We start from the raw sequence: 19615 nt of genomic DNA, 5'->3' as shown, positions 1-19615 counted from the left end.
CCATCACGGTACAACGGTCGTCATACGGGACGGAGGGCGCGCACCCCGGCTCCGGGCGCCCCCGTGATCTCCTCCTGCCCGCCCGCGCGCGGCCGAGACGCCCGGGGCCGTGCGGCGGTCAGCCGAGGCGTACCAGGACGGGCGGGCTCGGCTCGCCCGACACCGTCGTCATGGACAGGACGGCGTGCCGGGGCGGGACGCGGTGGGCCAGCTCGGACGCGGACCAGCGTTCGCGCTCCACGCGGCGGACCGTCACGGCGTCGGTGGTGACCTCGCGGCCCGTGAACAGCTTGCGGATCCCGCGCACCGTGCGCCGCAGGACGCCGCCGCCGCGCTCCGGGGTCCTGGTGGTCTCCTCGTCCTCGGTCCACGCCGTGCCCCAGGCGCGGGCGAAGTGCTCGGCGTCCCAGGTGGTGATGCCGGAGAACGCCATGCGGCAGCCGACGGCGCCGAGCAGGCCGGTGCGCAGGTCCGCCGGGACGTCGTCGAGCGTGCGCAGGGCGAGGACGGCGCCCGCGTTGTTGGGGCGGAGCTGCGTGAGACCGCGGACGGTGCCCGCGGTGACGGCGGCGGTGGCGTCGTCCAGGACGAGGCACGCGAACAGCGAGCGGTCGGGCCGTGTCGTCGCCGCCGTCGTGAACTGGGCGAGCAGCAGGCGCGTGATGATGCGCCCGGCCTCCGCGTGGCCGCTGCCCGGCAGGTCCACGCGGACCCGCACCGGGTGGACCAGCGCGCTCAGGGAGAACGGCCGCGCGCCGGCGGAGAACCCGGCCCGGTCCAGGAGCGCGAGCCGGTCGGCGAGGTGCGGGCCGAGGTCGTCGGGGCGTTCGGCCTGGCGGGCGCGGGCGTCGAGGTCACGCTGCTGATGGGCGGCGCCGGCGAGGGCCAGGTCGTCGCGGAGCGTGGCGAGGAGCGCGGGGGCGCCGTCGAGCATGGCGCGCAGTTCGGGGACGCCGGGGAGTCTGCCGTAGGCGGCCTGGTAGGGGCCGATGAGCTGGACGAGGACGGCCGCGGCGGTGTGGGGCTCGACGCGGCTGCCGCCGACCAGGGCCTCGGCCAGCAGGGCGGCGGCCTCGTCGGTGTCCGTGGCACCGCCGTACGGGTCGATGTGGTGCGTGGAGTGGGGGTCGCCGACGCGCACGATGATGTCGAACGCCTGGTCGGGGCCGAGTCCGGCGCGCGCGGTGCCGACGGCGACCACGGCCGCCTGACCGGTGAGCGCCTGGAGGCACAGCGACTCGGTGACGGGCCGTATGACGCGGCCGGTCTTGCCGGAGCCGGGCGGGCCGACGGCGAGCAGGGACGTGCCGAGGACCGCCGGGTCGAGGGCGACGTCCTCACCGCGGTAGGCGTAGGCGTTGCGCTCCTCGTCGGGGGCGTGGCCGATGCGGACCTGCCGGGTGAGGAGGTCGTGGTGGGCGGCGCGGGCGGGGAGGTCGCGGTCGCCCGAGGGGTGGATGAACGCGGCGGCGCCCTCCGTCTCGGCGGCGCCGGCGAACGCGGGCAGGGCCGTCGGGCGGCCGCGGACGACCCGCCAGGCGTGCTCGATGCGGGCGAAGTCGAGGTCGCTCATGGTGCCCGCCCTGACCTCGCCGGCGAGCCGCTCGGCTGCGGCGGTGGCGCCGGCGGCGCGCAGTTCGGCGAAGTCGGTGAGGCGGGCGCGCTCGGCGCGCTCGGCGGGGGTCTGCGCCCGGCCGCCGGGGCGCAGGCCCGTCAGGGGGTAGTGGCGGAGGACCGCGCCCCAGCCGCCGACGAGGGCGCCGATGAGGAGGACGAGCAGGGTGACGACGACGTAGTAGACGTTGTACGTGAGGGTGTAGGCCGTCGTGTCGCCGTCGCGCCACCAACTGTCGGGGACGATCGCGTAGAGCGGTTCGAGCCACCAGTGCCAGATGCCGGAGAAGCACAGCCGCCACAGCGCGTACGCGACGATGACGCCGGCCAGCGCCCGGCCCGTGGCCCGCTGCGGCAGGGGGTCGATGTCGGGGCGGCCGCACAGCAGCCGGAGGAGGGACGGACGCCAACGGCGCCAGAGGGCCGGGCCGTTCCCGATGCGGGCGAACGCGTAGATCAGCAGGCAGGCGACGAGCGTGTCGTACAGCCACAGGACCGTGATGCCGCCCGTGGAGGAGCCCCAGGAGTCGGCGCCGAGCCACTCCAGCGGCCAGACGACGAACGGCAGGTACCCGTTGCCGTACAGCGACCAGACGATCCAGCCGGTGATGGCGGCGAGCGCGGCTCCGCCGTGGAGTTCGCGGTCACCGAGCCGGTCCGGGTCCTCGGGCGGCTTCGGGGTGTGCCCGTTGCGCCAGACGCCGGGGCCGGCGGGCGGACGGGGGGTGTGCAGCCAGCGGACGAGGGCGGGTGCCTCGGGCTCCGGGTCGTGCCGGGGCATGGGTGGTGCGCCCGGCGGACGGGGAACGGGCGGGGCGTCCCCGTGCGCGCTGCGCGCGCCGGGCGCGTCCTGGGCGCCGTGCGCGCCATTCGTACTCATTCGGTGCCGAGCCCCCTGAGCAGGCCATGGGATGACGGTGCGTCGTCCTTCAATCTAGTGCCCCGTCGGGGCCGCGACCCCGTCGAATATGCCCGCGGTTGACCCGTGCGCACCGGTTCCCCCGGGAACTTCAGGTGCGCTACGTTCCTGGATCACCCCCCGCATGGCTCATTGAGGATCTGGGCGGAGTTGCATGACACGCGCGATAACCCTGCGAGACGTCAGCAAGAACTACAACCGGGACGTGGCAGCCGTGCGCCGGATGTCCCTCGACATCGCGCCGGGTGAGTTCATCGTCCTGCTGGGCCCGTCGGGCTGCGGGAAGTCGACGGTCCTGCGGATGATCGCGGGTCTTGAGGAGATCTCATCCGGCCAGTTGCTGCTCGACGGCGCCCCGGCCAACGACATGCCGCCGGGGCGCCGCCGCATCGCCATGGTGTTCCAGGACTTCGCCCTGTACCCGAACATGACGGGCCGGCAGAACATCGCGTTCCCGCTGCGCGTCGAGGATCCGGGGCTCGACCACTCGGGGCGCGTGCTGGAGGCGGCCAGGCTGCTGGGGATCGAGGACCTGCTCGACCGGTACCCGCGGCAGCTCTCCGGCGGCGAACGGCAGCGGGTGGCGATGGGGCGGGCCATCGTGCGGCGGCCCTCGGCGTTCCTGCTGGACGAGCCGCTGGCGAGCCTCGACGCGAAGCTCCGCAACCGGCTGCGCGCCGAGATCGCCACGCTGACCCGTCACCTCGGCGTGACGACCGTGTACGTCACGCACGACCAGGCGGAGGCCATGTCGCTGGGCGACCGGGTGGTGGTGATGCGGGACGGGGTGGTCCAGCAGATCGGGACGGCGCCCGAGGTGTACCGGCTGCCGGAGAACGTTTTCGTCGCGGCGTTCGTGGGGACGCCGCGCATCAACCTGCTGAGCGCCACCGTCCACGCGCCCCTCGACGGCCGGATGAGCATCGATTTCGGGACACAGCGGGTGATGCTGCCCCAGCCCCTCAGCCGGGACCACCAGTTGCTGCGCATCCAGATGGGCCGCCCCGTGACGGTGGGCCTGCGGTCCGAGGCGGTGCGGATCGCCTCGCCGACGGAGATGCGGCCGACGGAGGCCCTGCTGAACGGCGCGGTGCAGCACGTCGAGTACCAGGGCCACGAGTCGCTGGTGCACGTCAGCACGGGTGCGCGGCCCGCGCGGGTGGAAGGTCTCGAAGCGGCGAGGCCGCCCGTGCCGGAGCGGCGGCGCCGCAGGGGCGCCGGGGCGGCCACCGGGCCGCTGGGCCGGCTGCTCGGGCGCGCGGGGGACCGCCGGCCGGCCGGCGCCGGCGCGCCCGTCGCGACGCTGGAGCGCCCCACGGAACCGCCGCCCCTGCCCGCCGGCCGTTTCCCGGACAGCCTGGTCCTGCGCGTCGGGATGGAGACACGGCTGCGGATCGGCGAACGGGTGCCGCTGCTCGTGGACCTGAACCACCTGTACGTGTTCGACAGCGAAGGGCGCCGGGTCTCCCCGGCACCTGCTCAGGCACCCACCCTGGATCGCTGACCCTGCGGCGCGCCCGGCTGCCCCGCCAAGGGGAAGACCGGGCACGCCCGGTGAACGGGTCCGCCGGGCAGTAGAACGTTGCACACACGGACGGCCCCGCCGCCCCCGCGCACTCTCCCGAGGAGCCTCGCACCGCCACCCGGCCGACTCGACGGACCGCACGGCCGGTACAACGTTGCACGCGCCGCCGCACCGAGAACACCCACCATGGCCCAACCACCCGGAACAGCCCGCCGAAACACCACTCACGCCGGCGAACGCGGACCGGCTACAACGATGCACCCACGCATCGGGCCGCACCCCTCGTCCGCGCGCCGCCGGAACGGACTTCCGGCGGCCCCGCGCCTGCCGTCCCACGCTGTCCGTCAGGGCCAGGGGAGCAGTGGTGGAAGGTTTTCCACCGGCGGGGTCGTCTGGCCTTCCGGCGCGCGGCCCGCCAGCCACGCCGTCAGGTCGGTCAGCCGTCCCGCCACGGTCAGCGGGCGGCCCGCGCCGCCGAGTGTCCGGCGTTCCGGGCCGTCGGTCGCGACGAGGGTGAGCCGGACGCCCTCGGGCGCCCGGGGCGCCAGGAAGTCCAGCGCATGGGCACAGAACTCGCGCCGCCACTCCCGCGTACCCGATCCGAGCCGGGCGTCCGCCGTGTGGATCTCGACCTCGCGCCACCACGCCAGCAGGGCGTCCAGGAGGACCCCGTCGCGGTAGGCGACGCGCCGGCCCCAGTCGTCGGGGCCCACGGCCGACCACGCGTCGGCGGCACTGTCGAGGGCCGCCGTCACCGCCGTCCGCAGCTCCGCCGCCCCGCGCACCGCACCCGCCTCGATGGCCGCCGCGCGTGCCGGCCGCCCGCCGTCGTACACCTCGACCAGTTCACCGCGCAGCGCGTACCGCGCCTGGCGGGCCTGCGCGAGCGCCACGCCCTCCACATGCGACAGCAGGTGCGCCCGGCTCCATCCCGGCAGGGCGCTCGGCTCCCGTTCCGCCCCGTCCGTGAGTGCGGGCAGCAGCGCGCGGAGTCTGTCGTGCGCCTCCAGCACGAAGTCGCGCGTGCGCCTGGGTGATTCCCCTGGTCCGGTCACGGCCACCACCCCCCTAATGGTTGGATGCAAATTTAGCATTAGAAGATCCACCGGAACATCCCTTCCAACTCGGCCAAGTACGCATCCCGACTGCTCCGGAACGGCGCATGCCCGGCGACCGGCCTTCCCCCTAGCCTGCGCAGAGAGGACACAGAAAGCCGCACACAGCCACGAATCCACTCCCTTCGCGACGAGGAGTCCCGTATGAGCGCCCCCACGACCCCCACGAGCGCCGCGGCCGCGGCGACGACCGGCGGCCCCTCCCTCCCCCAGCGCCGCCGGCTCATCACCGAGATCCCCGGCCCGCTGTCACGCGAACTCATGGCACGGAAGCAGGCCGCGGTGGCCGCGGGTGTGGGCACCGTGCTGCCCGTCTTCGCGCGGCGCGCGGGCGGCGGCGTCCTGGAGGACGTGGACGGCAACAGCTTCATCGACCTCGGCTCCGGCATCGCCGTCACCTCCGTCGGCAACAGCGCCGAGGCCGTGGTCCGCCGGGCGACCGCCCAGCTCGCCGACTTCACCCACACCTGCGCGATGGTCACGCCGTACGAGGGCTACGTGGAGGTGTGCGAGGAGCTGGCCCGCCTCACCCCCGGCGACCACGCGAAGAAGTCGATCCTGGTCAACTCCGGCGCCGAGGCCGTCGAGAACGCCGTCAAGATCGCCCGCTACCACACCAAGCGGCAGGCGGTCGTCGTCTTCGACCACGGCTACCACGGCCGCACGAACCTCACCATGGCGCTGACGTCGAAGAACATGCCGTACAAGCACGGCTTCGGGCCGTTCGCGCCGGAGGTGTACCGGGTGCCGATGGCGTACCCGTACCGCTGGGTCAGCGGCCCGGAGCGGTGCGCCGAGGAGGCCGCCGCCCAGGTGATCGAGCAGATCACGAAGCAGATCGGCGCGGAGAACACGGCGGCGATCGTGGTGGAGCCGATCCTCGGCGAGGGCGGGTTCATCGTTCCCGCGCGCGGTTTCCTGCCGCGGATCGCGGAGTTCGCGCGGGAGCACGGCATCGTTTTCGTGGCGGACGAGATCCAGTCCGGCTTCTGCCGGACCGGGCAGTGGTTCGCCAGCGAGGACGAGGGCCTCGTGCCGGACCTGATCACGACGGCCAAGGGCATCGCGGGCGGCCTGCCGCTGGCCGCGGTGACCGGACGAGCCGAGATCATGGACGCCGCCCACTCCGGCGGTCTCGGCGGCACCTACGGCGGCAACCCGGTGGCCTGCGCGGCGGCCCTCGGCGCCATCGAGACGATGCGCGACCTGGACCTCCCGGCCCGCGCCCGCCGCATCGGCGAGATCATGACGGACCGGCTCACCGAACTGGCCGCGAAGCACGCGGCGATCGGCGACGTGCGGGGACGCGGCGCGATGATGGCCGTGGAAATCGTTGCACCGGGCACGAAGGACCCCGACCCCGCGGCCACCGCGCGGATCGCCGCGGCGTGCCACGCCGAGGGCGTTCTCGTCCTCACCACCGGCACCTACGGCAACGTGATCCGCTTCCTCCCGCCCCTGGTCATCGGCGAGGACCTGCTGAACGAGGGACTCGACGTCCTCGCCGGCGCGTTCGCCGCCCTCTGAACCGGGCGCTCACGGCCGTGCGCCCGTGACCGGGTGCGGGCCTCCCGGAACCGGTGCGGACGATCACACGTCCGCACCGCCCGGGAGGCCCGCACCCCGCGTCACAGGAAACGCCAGCACGCGGTGTAGGCCAGCTCGGGGAACCCTTCCGGGCTGAACCCGGACCCGCCGTCCCGGCCGCAGTAGGCGTCGATGTCGTCGGCGTCGTAGCTGTTCTTGCGCTGGGTGACCGTGGCGATGTCCGCGCCGTCGCAGTCCGCGAACTCGAAGGAACGGTGACCTTCCGGGCCTGACACCCGCAGGCAGTCGCTCGGCTGCGCGTACCCGATGTCACTCGGGTGGTTCGCCGACAGGCACAGCACCGTGTCGAGTTCCGGCCAGGACTCCACCGGGTACGGACGGCTGTAGGAGCCCGGCCGCGACCGGTCACAGCCGGAGTCGTCACTCGTCCCTTCCAGGCGCTCGACGACGGTGAAGTCCCCCGTGCTGCAGTCCTCCAGCATCCAGCGGTCGTCCCCGAAGTCGTACTCCTCGACGCAGTCGCCCTCGCGCGCGTGGTAGACGTCCTCCTCCCCGTGGCGATAGGTGAGGCACAGCGTGACGTCCTGCTCGGGCTGGACCGCGGTCAGGTCGCTCAGGGGCGTCCCCTCGCATGCCGCCTCAGCGGCCGAGCCGTGGACGACGCGCAGGACCTCGAACGCCCCGGACTCGCACTCCCCCATCGGCGTCAGCTCCGGGTCCCGCAGGCTCCCCTCGTTCGCGAAGCAGTCCCCCTCCTCGGCCTGCACGGCCTCGCTGCCGGAGGAGGGCTCCGGCGGGTCGGTGCCGTCGTCCCCCCGGTTCAGGACGACGGCGGTGGCGAGCACGGCTGCCGAGGCCGCGGCCAGGGCCGCGATCGCACCGGTGCGGACCGGCCCCCGGCGGCGGGCCCGGCCGTCGCCCGCGCTGGGCCGGCCTCCCTGCGCACGGGTGAGCGGGCTGGCTCGGGAGCGGACATGATGTGCGGCGGGAGGCCCGGGGCGGCCCGGCGGCGACGCGGCGGCGGACCTGCGCGCGGCGCCGCTCGGTCAGCCGGACGATCCCGTCGGGCCAGGACCGGGGCGTTGCGGCCGCCGGGCCGATGAGTTCCAGCAGCCGGGCCGGAGTGGGGCGCTGCCCGGGGTCCTTGGCACGGCTCGATGATCCGCCTCAGCGGGTCCGGCAGCGGAGCGAGGTCGGGCTCGGTGTGCACGACGTTGTAGAGGCTCTGCGGGACGCCCGGCCCCTCGAACGGATTGGTCCCCGTACAGGCCACGAGCAGCGTCGTGCCCAGGGAGAACACGTCGGTGGCCGGTGTCACGGGCTGCCCGGACGCCTGTTCCGGCGACATGAAACCGGGCGCGCCGATGAGCGAGCCGACACCCGTGAGGCTGGTGTGGCGGCTGCGGGACGCGCCGTCCGCCGCCCGGACGATGCCGAAGTCGATCACCTTCGGTCCGTCCTCGGCGAGCAGCACGTTCGAGGGCGAGAGGTCGCGGTGGACGAGCCCCGCCCCGTGGATGTCGCGCAGCGCGGCGGCCAGTCCGGCGGCCAGCCGCACAACCGCGTCCTGCGGCAGGGGACCGATGTCGTCCACGACCTCCCGCAGCGCGGGACCGTGGACGAACTCGGAGGCCAGCCAGGGCGCCTCGGCGTCCGGGTCGGCGTGGACGACGGACGCGACGCGGTCGCCGGCCACCGTACGGGTGGCAGCCGCCTCGCGCCGGAAGCGCCGCCGGAAGTCGTCGTCGCGGGCCAGGTGGGCGTGCACCATCTTGATCGCCACCAGCTCGCCGTCCGCGCCCGTCGCCAGCACCACGCGCCCGGTTCGGTCTGCTGTCGGGGTGTCAGGGGCGACAACCTCCCGCCCGGGCCGGAAGCCGATGGGAACCGCCGTCAGACGTCCAGATCGCCGTCCGTGCCCTGGTCGTCCGTCCCGGAACGGTCGCCGCCGTCCAGGTCGAACTCCCAGTACGCCCACTCGTGGTCGTCGCTCGGCCGGTAGTCGACGCCGAGCACGACCGTCTCCCCCGGCACCTCGATCATGAACCGCACCCGTACCGTCTGCCCCGGCGCCAGGTCCTCGCGCGCCGCCTCGCGGTAGTAGTACTGGTCGGGCAGTTCGTTGTCGCCGACCAGGACGTTGATGCCGTCGTCGTCCAGCTCGACCAGGTGGTCCGTGCCGTTGGCCACGGTCGCGGTGATCTCGTACGTCGCGTCCCCCGGCTCGGCCGCCGTGTCCGCCCCCTGGTTCCGCGGCGTGCCGAACGAGACGGCCATGCCGTCGTCGAAGGTCACGGTCTCGGCCGGCCCCGCCAGGTACGCGGCCCCTGCTTCCGTCTCCACCTGCACGCGCGGCACGCCGTAGATGACCAGCAGGACACTGAGGACCAGCGCCACGGCGCCGCCGCCCGCGCCCGCCCACAGGCCGCCGAGCGCGATGCCCCGGTTGTCCGCCCGCCCGCTCACGACGCGCCGCAGCCCCAGGCGGCCGAAGACGACCGCCAGGACACCGCAGACGAGGGCCGCGGGACTGCCGTAGTACGTCCAGCAGCAGGCTGCCGCGATGAAGCCGAGCACGAGCGCGGTGACGCCGAAGCCGTTGGCCGGGCGCGGGGGCGGCGGCGGTGGCCACGGCGCCGGCACGCCGGGACCGTGCGCGCCCGGGTACGCCTGCCGCGTGCCGGGCGGCGGGAAGGGCGGGCCGGCCGGCGGGGCGTACGGATTCTGCTGGGGCGGCACGCCGTGTCCGGCCGGCGGCACGGACGGGGGCGGCGGCACCGGCCCCGGCGCGGCGACGGGCTGCGCCGGGGTGTACGGCCCGGCCGCGGCCGCCGGGGCACGGAACGGGTTGGGCTGCTCCGCAGTCACACGACCTCCCAGTGTCTTGGCACACCTTACGGCCGCCCCGCTCCCGCGCGGACACCCCGCCTACGATGAGCGGACACCGTTCGTCCGTGGAGGGTCCGTTGTCCGATCTGACCGCTTTCATCGCCGGGCTCCCCAAGGCCGAGCTGCATGTGCACCACGTCGGCTCGGCCTCGCCGCGCATCGTGGCGGAGCTGGCCGGACGGCACCCCGACTCGCCGGTGCCGAAGGACCCGGCCGAGCTGGAGCGGTACTTCACCTTCCGCGACTTCGCGCACTTCATCCAGGTCTACCTCTCGGTCGTGGACCTCGTGCGGGACGCCGAGGACGTGCGCCTGCTCACGTACGAGATCGCCCGCGACATGGCGGCCAGGAACATCCGGTACGCCGAACTGACGGTCACCCCCTACTCGTCCGTGCGGCGCGGCATCCCGGACGTGGCGTTCATGGAGGCGATAGAGGACGCGCGGACCACGGCCGAGCGCGACTTCGGGACGGTCCTGCGCTGGTGCTTCGACATCCCCGGCGAACTGGGCCTCCCGGCGGCGGAGGAGACCGCCAGGCTGGCGTGCGACCTGCGCCCGGACGGGCTGGTGTCGTTCGGCCTCGGCGGCCCGGAGGCGGGGTGGCCGCGCCCGCAGTTCAAGCCGTACTTCGAGCGCGCCCTGGCCGCCGGCCTGCACAGCGTCCCGCACGCGGGCGAGACGACAGGACCCGGCACCGTGTGGGACGCCCTGACCGAGCTGCGCGCGGAGCGCATCGGGCACGGCACCAGCGCCGCCAAGGACCCGGCACTGCTGGCCCACCTGGCCGAGACGGGCATCCCGCTGGAGGTCTGCCCCACATCGAACGTCGCCACCCGCGCCGTGGCCTCCCTGGACGAGCACCCGCTGCGCGCCTTCGTCGAGGCCGGGGTGACCGTCACGATCAACTCGGACGACCCGCCCATGTTCGCGACCGACCTGGACACCGAGTACGCGGTCGCGGCGCGGCTGCTCGGCCTGGACGCCGCCGGCGTGGCGGACCTGGCGCGCGCGGCGGTGCGGGCGTCGTTCCTCGACGCCCCGGGCAAGGCGCGGCTCCTGGCCGAGATCGACGGGTACGCGGCGTCGTGGCCGGAGTGAGCCGGCGGGTGCTGGCGGTCGCCCACCGGGGCGATCCGTACCACGAGCGGGAGAACACCCTCGCCTCCTTCCGCTCCGCCGTCGCCGCGGGCGCCGACGCCGTGGAGCTGGACGTGCGGCGCACGGCCGACGGCGTCCCCGTCGTCGTGCACGACGCGACGCTCGACCGGCTCTGGGGGCACCGGCGTCCGGTGGCCGGCCTGACGGCGCGCGAGCTGCGGGACGTGACGGGCGGCGGGGTCCCGACGCTGGACGAGGCCCTGGCCACGACGGCGGGCGTCCGTACCCTCGTCGATCTGCCGGAACGGTCCGCCGGCACCGCGCTCGCCGCGCTCGCCGCCGTGCGGCGGGCGGGTGCGGCGGGCCGCGTGTACTACAGCGGTGACCCGGTGGCGCTGCGCGCGGTCCGCACCGCCGACGCGGACGCCGAGATCTGCCTCACCTGGCAGCGCACGTCGCGGCCGCGCGACGCGTTCCTCGCCGAAATCGGCCCGCGCTGGCTCAATTACCCGTTCGGTCTGATCACGCGGAGAACGATTGAGGAGGATCGGGCACGGGGTCTGCTGGTCTCGGCGTGGACGGCGGACAGTCCGCGCACGATGCGGCGTCTGATCGCCCTGGGCGTGGACTCCATCACGACCAACCGGGTCGGTGCGCTGCGGTCGCTCATCGACCGCTCCGATCCGGCCGCGCGACCGTCACGTTCCGGACGCCCCGACTGACGCCGGGGCTCGGGAGTGCCATACTGCGGGTCACGCGGAAGACCCGTTCTCTTTGGGCTGCAGTCTCGCGGTTTTCCTTCGCGGGGCAAACGAGGTTCACCGTCAGGCCACCTCAATTTTCGCTCAGAGATAGGAACATGACGGCCCTGCGACGGAGCGGAAACCGATTGCGCGCGCTAACGTGCTCCGCATGGTGGCGACAAGGTGGCACGCATACCGATACCCCGGGCCGTCCGTCCTGGACGCGGGCCGCGGGCGACTGACCCTGATGACGTCCGGCGGCACGACCCCGGAGGGTCCGCACCCGGCACCGTGGCTGTTCGAAGGAACGGTTCGGCACCCGGAGCAGTTCGCACGGAGCCTGCTCGCGGTCGTCGATGTGGCGAACGCCCACCACGACCGCCGCCGCCACGTCCCCCTGCCCCGCGACCCGATCGCCGGTGCCGACGGGGAGCGGTTGCGCTTCGAGTCGCTGTCCATCTGCCGAGGCGTCGCCGCCCGGCTCGACGTCCTGCCCGAGTCCCTGTCGGACGGCACGGTGGGGCGCGGCAGCACGAGTGTCGACCTGGGCGAGCAGCACAGGGCCACCCTGACCGCCGTCCGCGACACCCGGGAGCTGCGTGTCTCCCTCGGCGACCGGTCGGCCCCGCGCACACCGGACGGCCCGGTGCCCGGCCGCGGCAAGCGACGAGTACCCCTGCCCGAACGCTGGCTGCGCACCTTCGCCGAACTGGGCACCGCGTCGGCGGGCTTCGACCTGCGGGCGGAACTGTCGGCGCCGCAGGCCACCCGGCTCATCGCCGGGCTGACGGCCACGCCCGGGTACGGGCGCTCGGTGTGGCTCGTTCCGGTCGGCCCAGCGCTGCGCCTGTCCGCCGCGCCGTCCCCGGGAGCGGTGCACCTGGCGGCTCCTGGCCGGCTCGCGGCGCTGCGTCCGCTGCTCCGGTTCGCGACGGCGTTGCGGGTGTACGGGCCGCCGGTGCGCGCGGGCTCGGCCCCGGCCGTGTCGGCCTGGGAACTGGTGATGCCGGGGATGCGGCTCGTCCTCACCCTGTCCGCCGATCCACGCGGCGGTGGCCTGCCGTTCGACGCGCCGGCCCGCGGCACGCTGGAGGCCGAACGTGCCGCCGAGGACGCGGGGCTCGTCGAACCGCACCTCGGGTACAGCAGCGGCCTGGACCTCGGCGCGCTGGCCGGCAACACGGGCCTCACCGTGACCCGGGTCCGCGCCGCCGTCGGGCTGCTGGCGACGGCGGGGCGCATCGGCTACGACCTGGCGGAGGCCGCGTACTTCCACCGCGAGCTGCCGTTCGACGCCGTCCGCGCGGAACGGCTCATCCCCCGCCTCGCGGCCGCCCGCGCGCTGGTGGCGGAGGGACAGGTGCGGCTGGACGCCGGCGCGGGCGGCGCGACGGTCGCCGGCCCCGACCACGCCCATCGGGTGACGTTCGGGGCGGACGGGATCGCGGATGACTGCACCTGCCACTGGTGGGCCGAACACCGCACCAGCCGGGGGAAGTGCCGCCACGCGATAGCGGCGGAACTGGCGCGCCGTGGCGCGCTGTCGGGCGAGCCCACCCGGCGGGTGGCGGACTGAGGCACCGGGCGGTTCCCGGTAGCGGTGCAACGATCTACCCGACCGCCGCGCACGGCTCGCCCCCGACGCCGCGGACCGGCACCCGGCGAACGTCCCTCTCCTCGACGCCGCACCTCGGGGCGGGAGAGGCGTGACGGCTGCGGTACCCCGCCGACGCGGTCTGCACGGAGGTGGAACGATGCACCGCCGAGGCGCCTCACCCCGGACCACAACTGCCCACCCGCTACCGGCTGTCCTCGCAGTGGTACAACGATGCACTCGGCCGCTCCGGCGTCCATCCGGCGGGCAACGGCCGGACGTACTCCCGTCGATGGGCGAGTCCGTGACCGCACCGCGGTAGAACGTTCCACCCGCCCGCGCGCCTCGCGCCCCCGGCCCCGCGTGTCTCCTGGTGCACGGGCAGCGGTACCGGCTCCCGCCGAGGCACGCACGGACCGAGGCATGGGTACAACGATTGACCCGCGCCGGTCGGCCCGTCGTCCAGTCCCCGACGCGGCCCGCCGGTGGCCAGGGGCCTGCCTGACGCCGGTGGGCGAACTGGCCGGGGTGCATCGTTCCACTCCGCCCACGCCGCGGCCGATCACCGCCTGACATCCATCGCCGACGCTCCACCCGCGGCGCGTACACCGGTGCCGCACCCGGCTCGCCCCGTCGGGAACGGGGACGGTCGCCGCCGCACGCCCGAAGCATCGCTCATGGCTCCCGGCCGTCGCACCCGACGGTGCCCGGCCGTCGCCGCCGGTCGGCCACGACGGTCCGGGCTTGCGCTTTCCGCTGCGTCAACCCCTACCGTCCTCGTTGTGGCCGGAGAGACCGGCCCGGCGACAGGAGGCGGGGCCATGGCCTGGTCGATCGCCGAGGTGGCCCGGATGTCAGGGGTGACGTCCCGGACGCTGCGGCACTACGACGAGATCGGTCTGCTGCCACCGGCGTGGATCGGGAGCAACGGACACCGCCACTACGAGGAGGACGGTCTGCTGCAGCTGCAGCAGATCCTCCTGATGCGGGAGCTCGGCCTGGGTCTGCGCGAGATCCGCGCGGTCCTGGACAGCCAGGTGGATCAACTGGCCGCGCTGCGCGAGCACCACCGGCGGCTGCTCGCGGAACGCGACCGCCTGGGGACACTCGCCCGCACGGTGGGCCGCACCATCGCCGAACTGGAGGAAGGCAGGGACAACAGCGGCATGCAGCGGATCAACAGGCCGGAGAACCTTTTCGAGGGGTTCGAGTCCGGCGACCATGACGCGGAGGCACGCGAGCGGTGGCCCGAGCAGTGGGAGCAGTCCCAGCGGACCATCGAGGGAATGTCCCCCGAGAGCATGGAGCAGTGGCAGCGTGACGCGACGGCACAGATGATCCGCATGGCGGAGTTCATGGTGGCCGGCACACCCGTCACCGACCCCGCCGTGCAGGAGGAGGTGGACGTCCACTACCAGGGCGTCTGCCGGTTCTGGACCCCGTGCGCGGCCGCGTACAAGGGGCTGGGCAAGACCTACGCCGACGACCCGCAGTTCCGCGCGAACTTCGACAGGATCGCCGACGGGCTCGCCGACTACCAGCGCGACGCGATGGCCGTCTACGCCGACGCGCGGCTGAGCTGACCGACGGCCCACCCCGCCGGAGGGCTGCAGACCTCCGGCGCCGCGTGGTGCAACGATCCACCGGCCGATGCCGTCCGAACGTCACACAGGTCCTCGAACTGCGGGACAGAGCCGACCGATGCGGCCCGCCGCCGCGTACAACGTTCTACCGGACCCGGGTCACAGCGCCGTCATCACGTGCTTCACCCGGGTGTAGTCCTCGAAGCCGTAGGCCGACAGGTCCTTCCCATAACCCGACTGCTTGAAGCCGCCGTGTGGCATCTCCCCCACCAGCGGGATGTGGGTGTTGATCCACACGCAGCCGAAGTCGAGCGCCTTCGACATGCGCATCGCCCGCCCGTGGTCCCGGGTCCACACCGACGACGCCAGCCCGTACTCCACGTCATTGGCCAGCCGCACCGCCTCGGCCTCGTCCGTGAACGACTGCACGGTGATGACCGGCCCGAACACCTCGCGCTGCACGATCTCGTCGTCCTGCCGGCACCCCGTGATCACCGTCGGCGCGTAGAACCACCCCCGGTCCCCCACCCGGCGCCCACCCGTGACGACGGTCGCGTGCGCCGGCAGACCGTCCACGAAACCGGCCACCTTCGCCAGGTGTTCCGCGCTGTTCAGCGGCCCGTAGAAGCAGTCCGGATCGGTCACGTCCCCCGTCCTGACCTCCTCCGCCGCCTTCGCCAGCTCGGCCACGAACCGGTCGTGCACCGGCGCGTGCACGAGCACCCGCGCCGCGGCCGTGCAGTCCTGCCCCGCGTTGAAGAAGCCGGCGTCCCTGATGCCCTCCACCGCCACCGCGATGTCGGCGTCCTCGAAGACGACGCACGGCGCCTTGCCTCCCAGTTCGAGGTGGACGCGCTTCACGTCCCGCGCCGCGCTCTCCGCCACCTCCGCTCCCGCGCGCACGGACCCCGTCACCGACACCATCGCCGGCGCCGGGTGGGCGACCATCAGCCGGCCGGTGTCACGGTCGCCGCACACCACGTTGAACACGCCGGCCGGCACGATCTCCCCGATCAGCCCCGCGACGAACGACGCCGACGCGGGCGTGGTCTCCGACGGCTTGAGGACGACCGTGTTCCCGGCCGCGAGGGCCGGCGCGAACTTCCACACCGCCATCATCACCGGGTAGTTCCACGGCACGACCTGCGCGCACACACCGAGCGGCTCACGCCGGACGAACGACGTGAGGCCGGACATGTACTCCCCCGCCGCTTTGCCCTCCAGCATGCGCGCCGCCCCCGCGAAGAACCGGATCTGCTCCAGCATCGCGGGCAGTTCCTCCGCACGCGTCAGCTCCAGGGGCTTGCCGGTGTCCCGGCACTCGACGGCCAGCAGCTCGTCCGCGTGCCGTTCGAACGCGTCGGCGATGCGCAGCAGTGCGAGCTGCCGCGTCGCGGGCGTCGCGTCACGCCAGGCCGGGAACGCGTCGGCGGCCGCGGTCATGGCGGCGTTCACGTCGTCCGCGCCGGACAGCGGCGAGGTCGTGTACACCTCGCCCGTGGCCGGATCGTGCACGTCGAGCGTCCGCCCGTCCGCGGCGTCCCTGTACTCGCCCTCGATGTAGTTGCGCACCCGACGCGGTTCGCTGCTCACGCAAGCCCTCCTGCCTCGCCCGTCCTGGCGGCCATGCGGCTCACCCTAAGCCCGGCGGCCGTTCCGGAACAGCACGCCAGGCGCAAAATACGCCACAGGCAAGCCACCCCACCGGACGATCACCAGTATTCACTCGCTCGGAGGGAAGAATCTCCCGTCACGCACGCCGGGCATGAGCACGCCCGCGCCCTGTCCCCCGTCCGGAGGATTCCCGCGGGGGCCCGCCGAGTCGCCCACCCGGCCCGTCCGCCCTGTGTCAGCGTGCTGCGGACATCCAGGTACGGGCTCACGACGAGCGGAGGCGCCGACGGCCATGGCCCCACCCGACACAGCCCCAACCCCGACCCAGTCCCCCACCGCACCGCCCCCCACCGCGCCCCCCGACAACGATGTCCTCTGGGCGCGCGGCCTGCGGTACTCCCACAACGGTTCGCCGGCCCTCCTCGGCGTCTCCGTGAACATCCGCCAGGGCGAGATCCTGGCCGTGACCGGCCCCCGCGGCTGCGGCAAGACGACGCTGCTCACGTGCCTCTCCGGGCAGATCGTGCCCGACGAGGGCGAGGTCTGGTTCAACAGCGTGCCCGTCCACACCCTGCCGCCCCCGTCCAGGGAACGCCTGCGCCGCGACCGCTTCGGCTGGGTCGGCGACACTCCGCAGCTCGTGGACGAACTCACGGCCTGGGAGAACGCCGCCCTGCCCCTCCTGCTCGCCGGCACAGGACACCGCACGGCCCGCCGTACCGCCATGGACTGGCTGGACCGCCTGGACGTCGCCGACTGCGCCCACAAGCGCCCGTACGCCATGCTCCAGTCGCAGCGCCAGCGCATCGCGCTCGCCCGCGCGCTGGTCCACAAACCGGACGTCCTGTTCGCCGACGAGCCGACCGCGCCGCTGCACCGCGCGGACCGCGCCCAGGTCCTGCGCACCCTGACGACGGCGGGCCGTTCGCACCACATCACGGTCGTCCTGGCCACGCACGACGCGGAGGTCGCCACGCTCGCCGACCGGACCCTGACGCTCGTCGACGGCCGCGCCGAAGGCGCCGCCGCGGAGGCACCGTGCTCGCTTACCGTCTGACCCGTGGCTCCCACCCCGCCGTCCTGCTGCGCCGTCTGCTGCTGGCGTGCGCGGCCGGCGGGGTGGGTTTCCTCCTGCTGAGCGCCCTGGCCTACGCGGTGGCACGGCCGTCCGGTGCCGCCTCGGCCATCCCCCGGCTGCTGTGGTGCGCCGTCCCGCTGGTGGCGACGGTGCAACTGGCGGTCGTCGTGGCGCGCGCGGAGCCGTCGGGTCGGCCGCCATCCGGGCTCGACGTGGCGGGCATGGGGCCGGCGCGGGTGCCGGCGCTCGCGGCGGTCTCCGCCGCGGCGGCCGGGCTGCTGGGCAGCGGAGCCGCGTGGGGGCTGTTCCTGCTCCTGCGCGGTGACCTCACGAGCCTTCCGTTCCACGGCGCGGCCGCCGACCTGCTGTCGGCGGGCGGGCCGCTTCCGCTGGGCGCCACGGTGACGCTGCTGGCCGTCGCGCCGGTCGCCGCCGCGGCCGCCACCGCGCTGACCCTGCACGCCCGTCCCGCGCGCCGGCGCACCGCCTACGCCGTGGAGGCCGCCGATTTCGCCGACGCGGCCCGCGCCGAACCGCCGCTGCCCGTACCCACGGGGCTCCCCTGGGGAACGACACTGATGGGCGCCGGCATCTCCATCTCCGCCTACGCGTCCGACGACCCGGTGGCCGTTCCCCCTGATGGCTGGCTGCCCCTGGGCGGTGCCCTCGGTGGCGCCAGTCCCGGCATGGTGACGGGCTGGCTGTTGATCGCTGCGGGCGTCGTCCTGGCGGCTCCCGGCCTCACCCACGTGTGCGGCCTGCTGCTGGCCACGGGCAGGCCCGGTGTCCTGCGCCTGCTGGCCGGGCGCGGTCTCCAGGAGGAGGCCACGCGGGTGGGCCGTCCGCTGGGGGCACTGTCCGCCGCCTGCGCCGCTGTGCTCGCCACGCTGGAGCTGGACGGACTCGGTGAGCTGGGACCTCTCGGTGTGCTGGGCGCCGCCACCGTCCTGCTGTGCGCCATGGGATCGGTTGCTACGGCAGCCGACCAGGCACGTTCCGCACGGCGCCCCGCCACGGCCCTGTTGCTGCGGCTCGGCGCCCCGCGCGGGCTGCTGCGCCGGTCGGCCATGCTCCGCACCGCGGTTCTGCTGGCCGTGTTCCTGCCCCTGACGTGGCTGGCCGCGCAGATGATCACCCTGCCGACCGGCCGCTGACCGTACGTCACCGGGAGGCTCGCAGAGCGGGGTAGTCGGTGTACCCGGTGGCTCCGCCCACGTACATCAGGTAGGCGTCCCGCACCGGATTGACGGGCGCGCCGGTCCGCAGCCGCCGGACGAGGTCCGGGTTGGCGAGGAACGGGCGGCCGAGCGCGATCAGGTCGGCGCCGGCCGCCCGCAGCCGTTCGGCCGCCGCCCGGCCGCCGTCGTCCGGGATCGCGTCGGGGAGCACCGGGTTGCCGATCAGCGTGCCCGGCCACTGGGCGCGCAGGCGGCCGAAGAGGGGGTCGGCGGAGTCGGACCGGACGATGTGCAGGTACGCGAGTCCCCTGCCGGCGACGGCGTCGAGCAGCGCGGGGTACAGCACGTCGGAGTCGGTCTCCACGATGCCGTTGACCGTGGACCCCGGGGAGACGCGCAGGCCCACGCGCTCGGCGCCGATGGCCGCGGCGACGGCGTCCACGACCTCGACGGTGAGACGGATGCGGCCGGCCGGCGACCCGCCGTAGGCGTCGGTGCGGTGGTTCGTGTTCGCCGCGAGGAACTGGTGGAGCAGGTAGCCGTTGGCGCTGTGCACCTCCACGCCGGCGAAGCCCGCGTCGACGGCCCGGCGGGCCGCAGCGGCGAAGTCCGCAACCGTGTCCCGGATGTCCCCGGCGGTCATCGCGCGCGGGACGACGGCCTCCTTGCGGCCGGTGGGGGTGTGGACGGTCTCCGGGAGCGGGATCGCGGAGGGCGCCACGGGCAGGAGCCCGCTGGTGTCGGGGTGACCCACGCGGCCGCCGTGCTGGATCTGGAGGAATGTCCGCCCGCCCGCTGCGCCGACCGCCCGGGTGACGTGCCGCCAGCCGGCCGCCTGGGCGTCGGTGTGGATGCCGGCCGTGTGCGGATAGGTGCGGCCGACGAGGCTGGGCGTTGCCGCCTCGGCGATGATCAGACCGGCCGTGGCGCGCTGGCTGTAGTAGGTGCTCATGAGGGGCGTGGGAACGCCGTCGGCGTCGGCGCGGTTGCGGGTCATCGGCGCCATCACCAACCGGTTGGGCAGGGTGAGGGGACCCAGGCGCACCGGCTCGAACAGCCGGGCGACGTCGGGCGTGGCGGGGGCGGAGGCGGTCGCGGTTGTCTCGGTCATGGCG

Annotated in this window: 15 protein-coding genes; 8 read left to right on the top strand and 7 right to left on the bottom strand. The window is 74.3% G+C overall.

What is annotated here, in order from left to right; genetic code table 11:
• Positions 1-118: 118 nt before the first annotated feature.
• Positions 119-2494 carry an ATP-binding protein gene (locus tag EMA09_RS22175; protein WP_129842737.1) on the bottom strand — a complete coding sequence of 792 codons (2376 nt, stop codon included), beginning with the start codon at positions 2492-2494 and terminating at the stop codon, positions 119-121.
• A 193-nt stretch (positions 2495-2687) separates the two neighbouring features.
• Between EMA09_RS22175 and EMA09_RS22170 the strand changes: the two genes are divergently transcribed.
• Complete coding sequence (locus EMA09_RS22170) at positions 2688-4037, top strand: ABC transporter ATP-binding protein (RefSeq protein ID WP_129842736.1); 1350 nt, start codon at positions 2688-2690, stop codon at positions 4035-4037.
• Between the two features lie 365 nt (positions 4038-4402).
• On the opposite strand, the gene EMA09_RS22165 is transcribed toward EMA09_RS22170, so the two are convergent.
• Positions 4403-5113: a maleylpyruvate isomerase family mycothiol-dependent enzyme gene (locus EMA09_RS22165; RefSeq protein ID WP_240796516.1), complete on the bottom strand. Its 711-nt coding sequence runs from the start codon at positions 5111-5113 to the stop codon at positions 4403-4405.
• Between the two features lie 204 nt (positions 5114-5317).
• Here EMA09_RS22165 and gabT point away from each other — a divergent pair, with 204 nt between their 5' ends.
• Positions 5318-6700: a 4-aminobutyrate--2-oxoglutarate transaminase gene (gene gabT / locus EMA09_RS22160; protein ID WP_129842735.1), complete on the top strand. Its 1383-nt coding sequence runs from the start codon at positions 5318-5320 to the stop codon at positions 6698-6700.
• A 101-nt stretch (positions 6701-6801) separates the two neighbouring features.
• Here gabT and EMA09_RS22155 read toward each other — a convergent pair whose 3' ends face one another.
• From EMA09_RS22155 to EMA09_RS22145, 3 genes are all read right to left on the bottom strand, one after another.
• A complete protein-coding gene (locus tag EMA09_RS22155) occupies positions 6802-7566 on the bottom strand; it encodes a hypothetical protein (protein WP_206305982.1) in 765 nt (254 codons plus the stop codon).
• Complete coding sequence (locus tag EMA09_RS22150; protein WP_206305981.1) at positions 7542-8537, bottom strand: serine/threonine-protein kinase; 996 nt, start codon at positions 8535-8537, stop codon at positions 7542-7544. The genes EMA09_RS22155 and EMA09_RS22150 overlap by 25 nt, the downstream gene beginning before the upstream one ends.
• A gap of 77 nt (positions 8538-8614) precedes the next feature.
• Entirely contained in the window at positions 8615-9589 is a 975-nt protein-coding gene (locus EMA09_RS22145) for a hypothetical protein (RefSeq protein ID WP_129842733.1), read from the bottom strand.
• 65 nt (positions 9590-9654) lie between these two features.
• Here EMA09_RS22145 and EMA09_RS22140 point away from each other — a divergent pair, with 65 nt between their 5' ends.
• From EMA09_RS22140 to EMA09_RS22125, 4 genes are all read left to right on the top strand, one after another.
• Positions 9655-10710, top strand: a complete 1056-nt coding sequence (locus EMA09_RS22140; protein ID WP_129842732.1) for an adenosine deaminase — start codon at positions 9655-9657, stop codon at positions 10708-10710.
• Positions 10698-11432, top strand: coding sequence for a glycerophosphodiester phosphodiesterase (locus tag EMA09_RS22135; RefSeq protein ID WP_206305980.1), 735 nt, complete (start codon positions 10698-10700; stop codon positions 11430-11432). Before EMA09_RS22140 ends, EMA09_RS22135 begins: the two co-directional genes overlap by 13 nt.
• 190 nt (positions 11433-11622) lie before the next feature.
• Positions 11623-13029, top strand: coding sequence for an SWIM zinc finger family protein (locus EMA09_RS22130; RefSeq protein ID WP_129842731.1), 1407 nt, complete (start codon positions 11623-11625; stop codon positions 13027-13029).
• A gap of 839 nt (positions 13030-13868) precedes the next feature.
• On the top strand, positions 13869-14630 hold the full coding sequence (locus EMA09_RS22125; protein ID WP_129842730.1) for a MerR family transcriptional regulator: 762 nt from the start codon (positions 13869-13871) through the stop codon (positions 14628-14630).
• Positions 14631-14789: 159 nt separating this feature from the next.
• Here the strand turns inward: EMA09_RS22125 and EMA09_RS22120 are convergent, their stop codons facing one another.
• The gene (locus EMA09_RS22120) at positions 14790-16223 is read right to left on the bottom strand and encodes a gamma-aminobutyraldehyde dehydrogenase (protein WP_129842729.1); all 1434 of its coding nucleotides are present in this window, start codon (positions 16221-16223) and stop codon (positions 14790-14792) included.
• Positions 16224-16536: 313 nt separating this feature from the next.
• Here EMA09_RS22120 and EMA09_RS22115 point away from each other — a divergent pair, with 313 nt between their 5' ends.
• Positions 16537-17301 (top strand): ATP-binding cassette domain-containing protein, encoded by a 765-nt coding sequence (locus EMA09_RS22115; protein ID WP_129842728.1) that lies wholly within the window; start codon positions 16537-16539, stop codon positions 17299-17301.
• Positions 17283-18476 carry a hypothetical protein gene (locus EMA09_RS22110; RefSeq protein WP_129842727.1) on the top strand — a complete coding sequence of 398 codons (1194 nt, stop codon included), beginning with the start codon at positions 17283-17285 and terminating at the stop codon, positions 18474-18476. The genes EMA09_RS22115 and EMA09_RS22110 overlap by 19 nt, the downstream gene beginning before the upstream one ends.
• Positions 18477-18483: 7 nt before the next feature.
• Here the strand turns inward: EMA09_RS22110 and EMA09_RS22105 are convergent, their stop codons facing one another.
• Complete coding sequence (locus tag EMA09_RS22105; protein ID WP_129842726.1) at positions 18484-19611, bottom strand: alkene reductase; 1128 nt, start codon at positions 19609-19611, stop codon at positions 18484-18486.
• Positions 19612-19615: the final 4 nt, after the last annotated feature.

The sequence above is a fragment of the Streptomyces sp. RFCAC02 genome, from assembly GCF_004193175.1.
Classification (GTDB): domain Bacteria; phylum Actinomycetota; class Actinomycetes; order Streptomycetales; family Streptomycetaceae; genus Streptomyces.
This window is presented reverse-complemented; position numbering and strand designations above follow the sequence as displayed.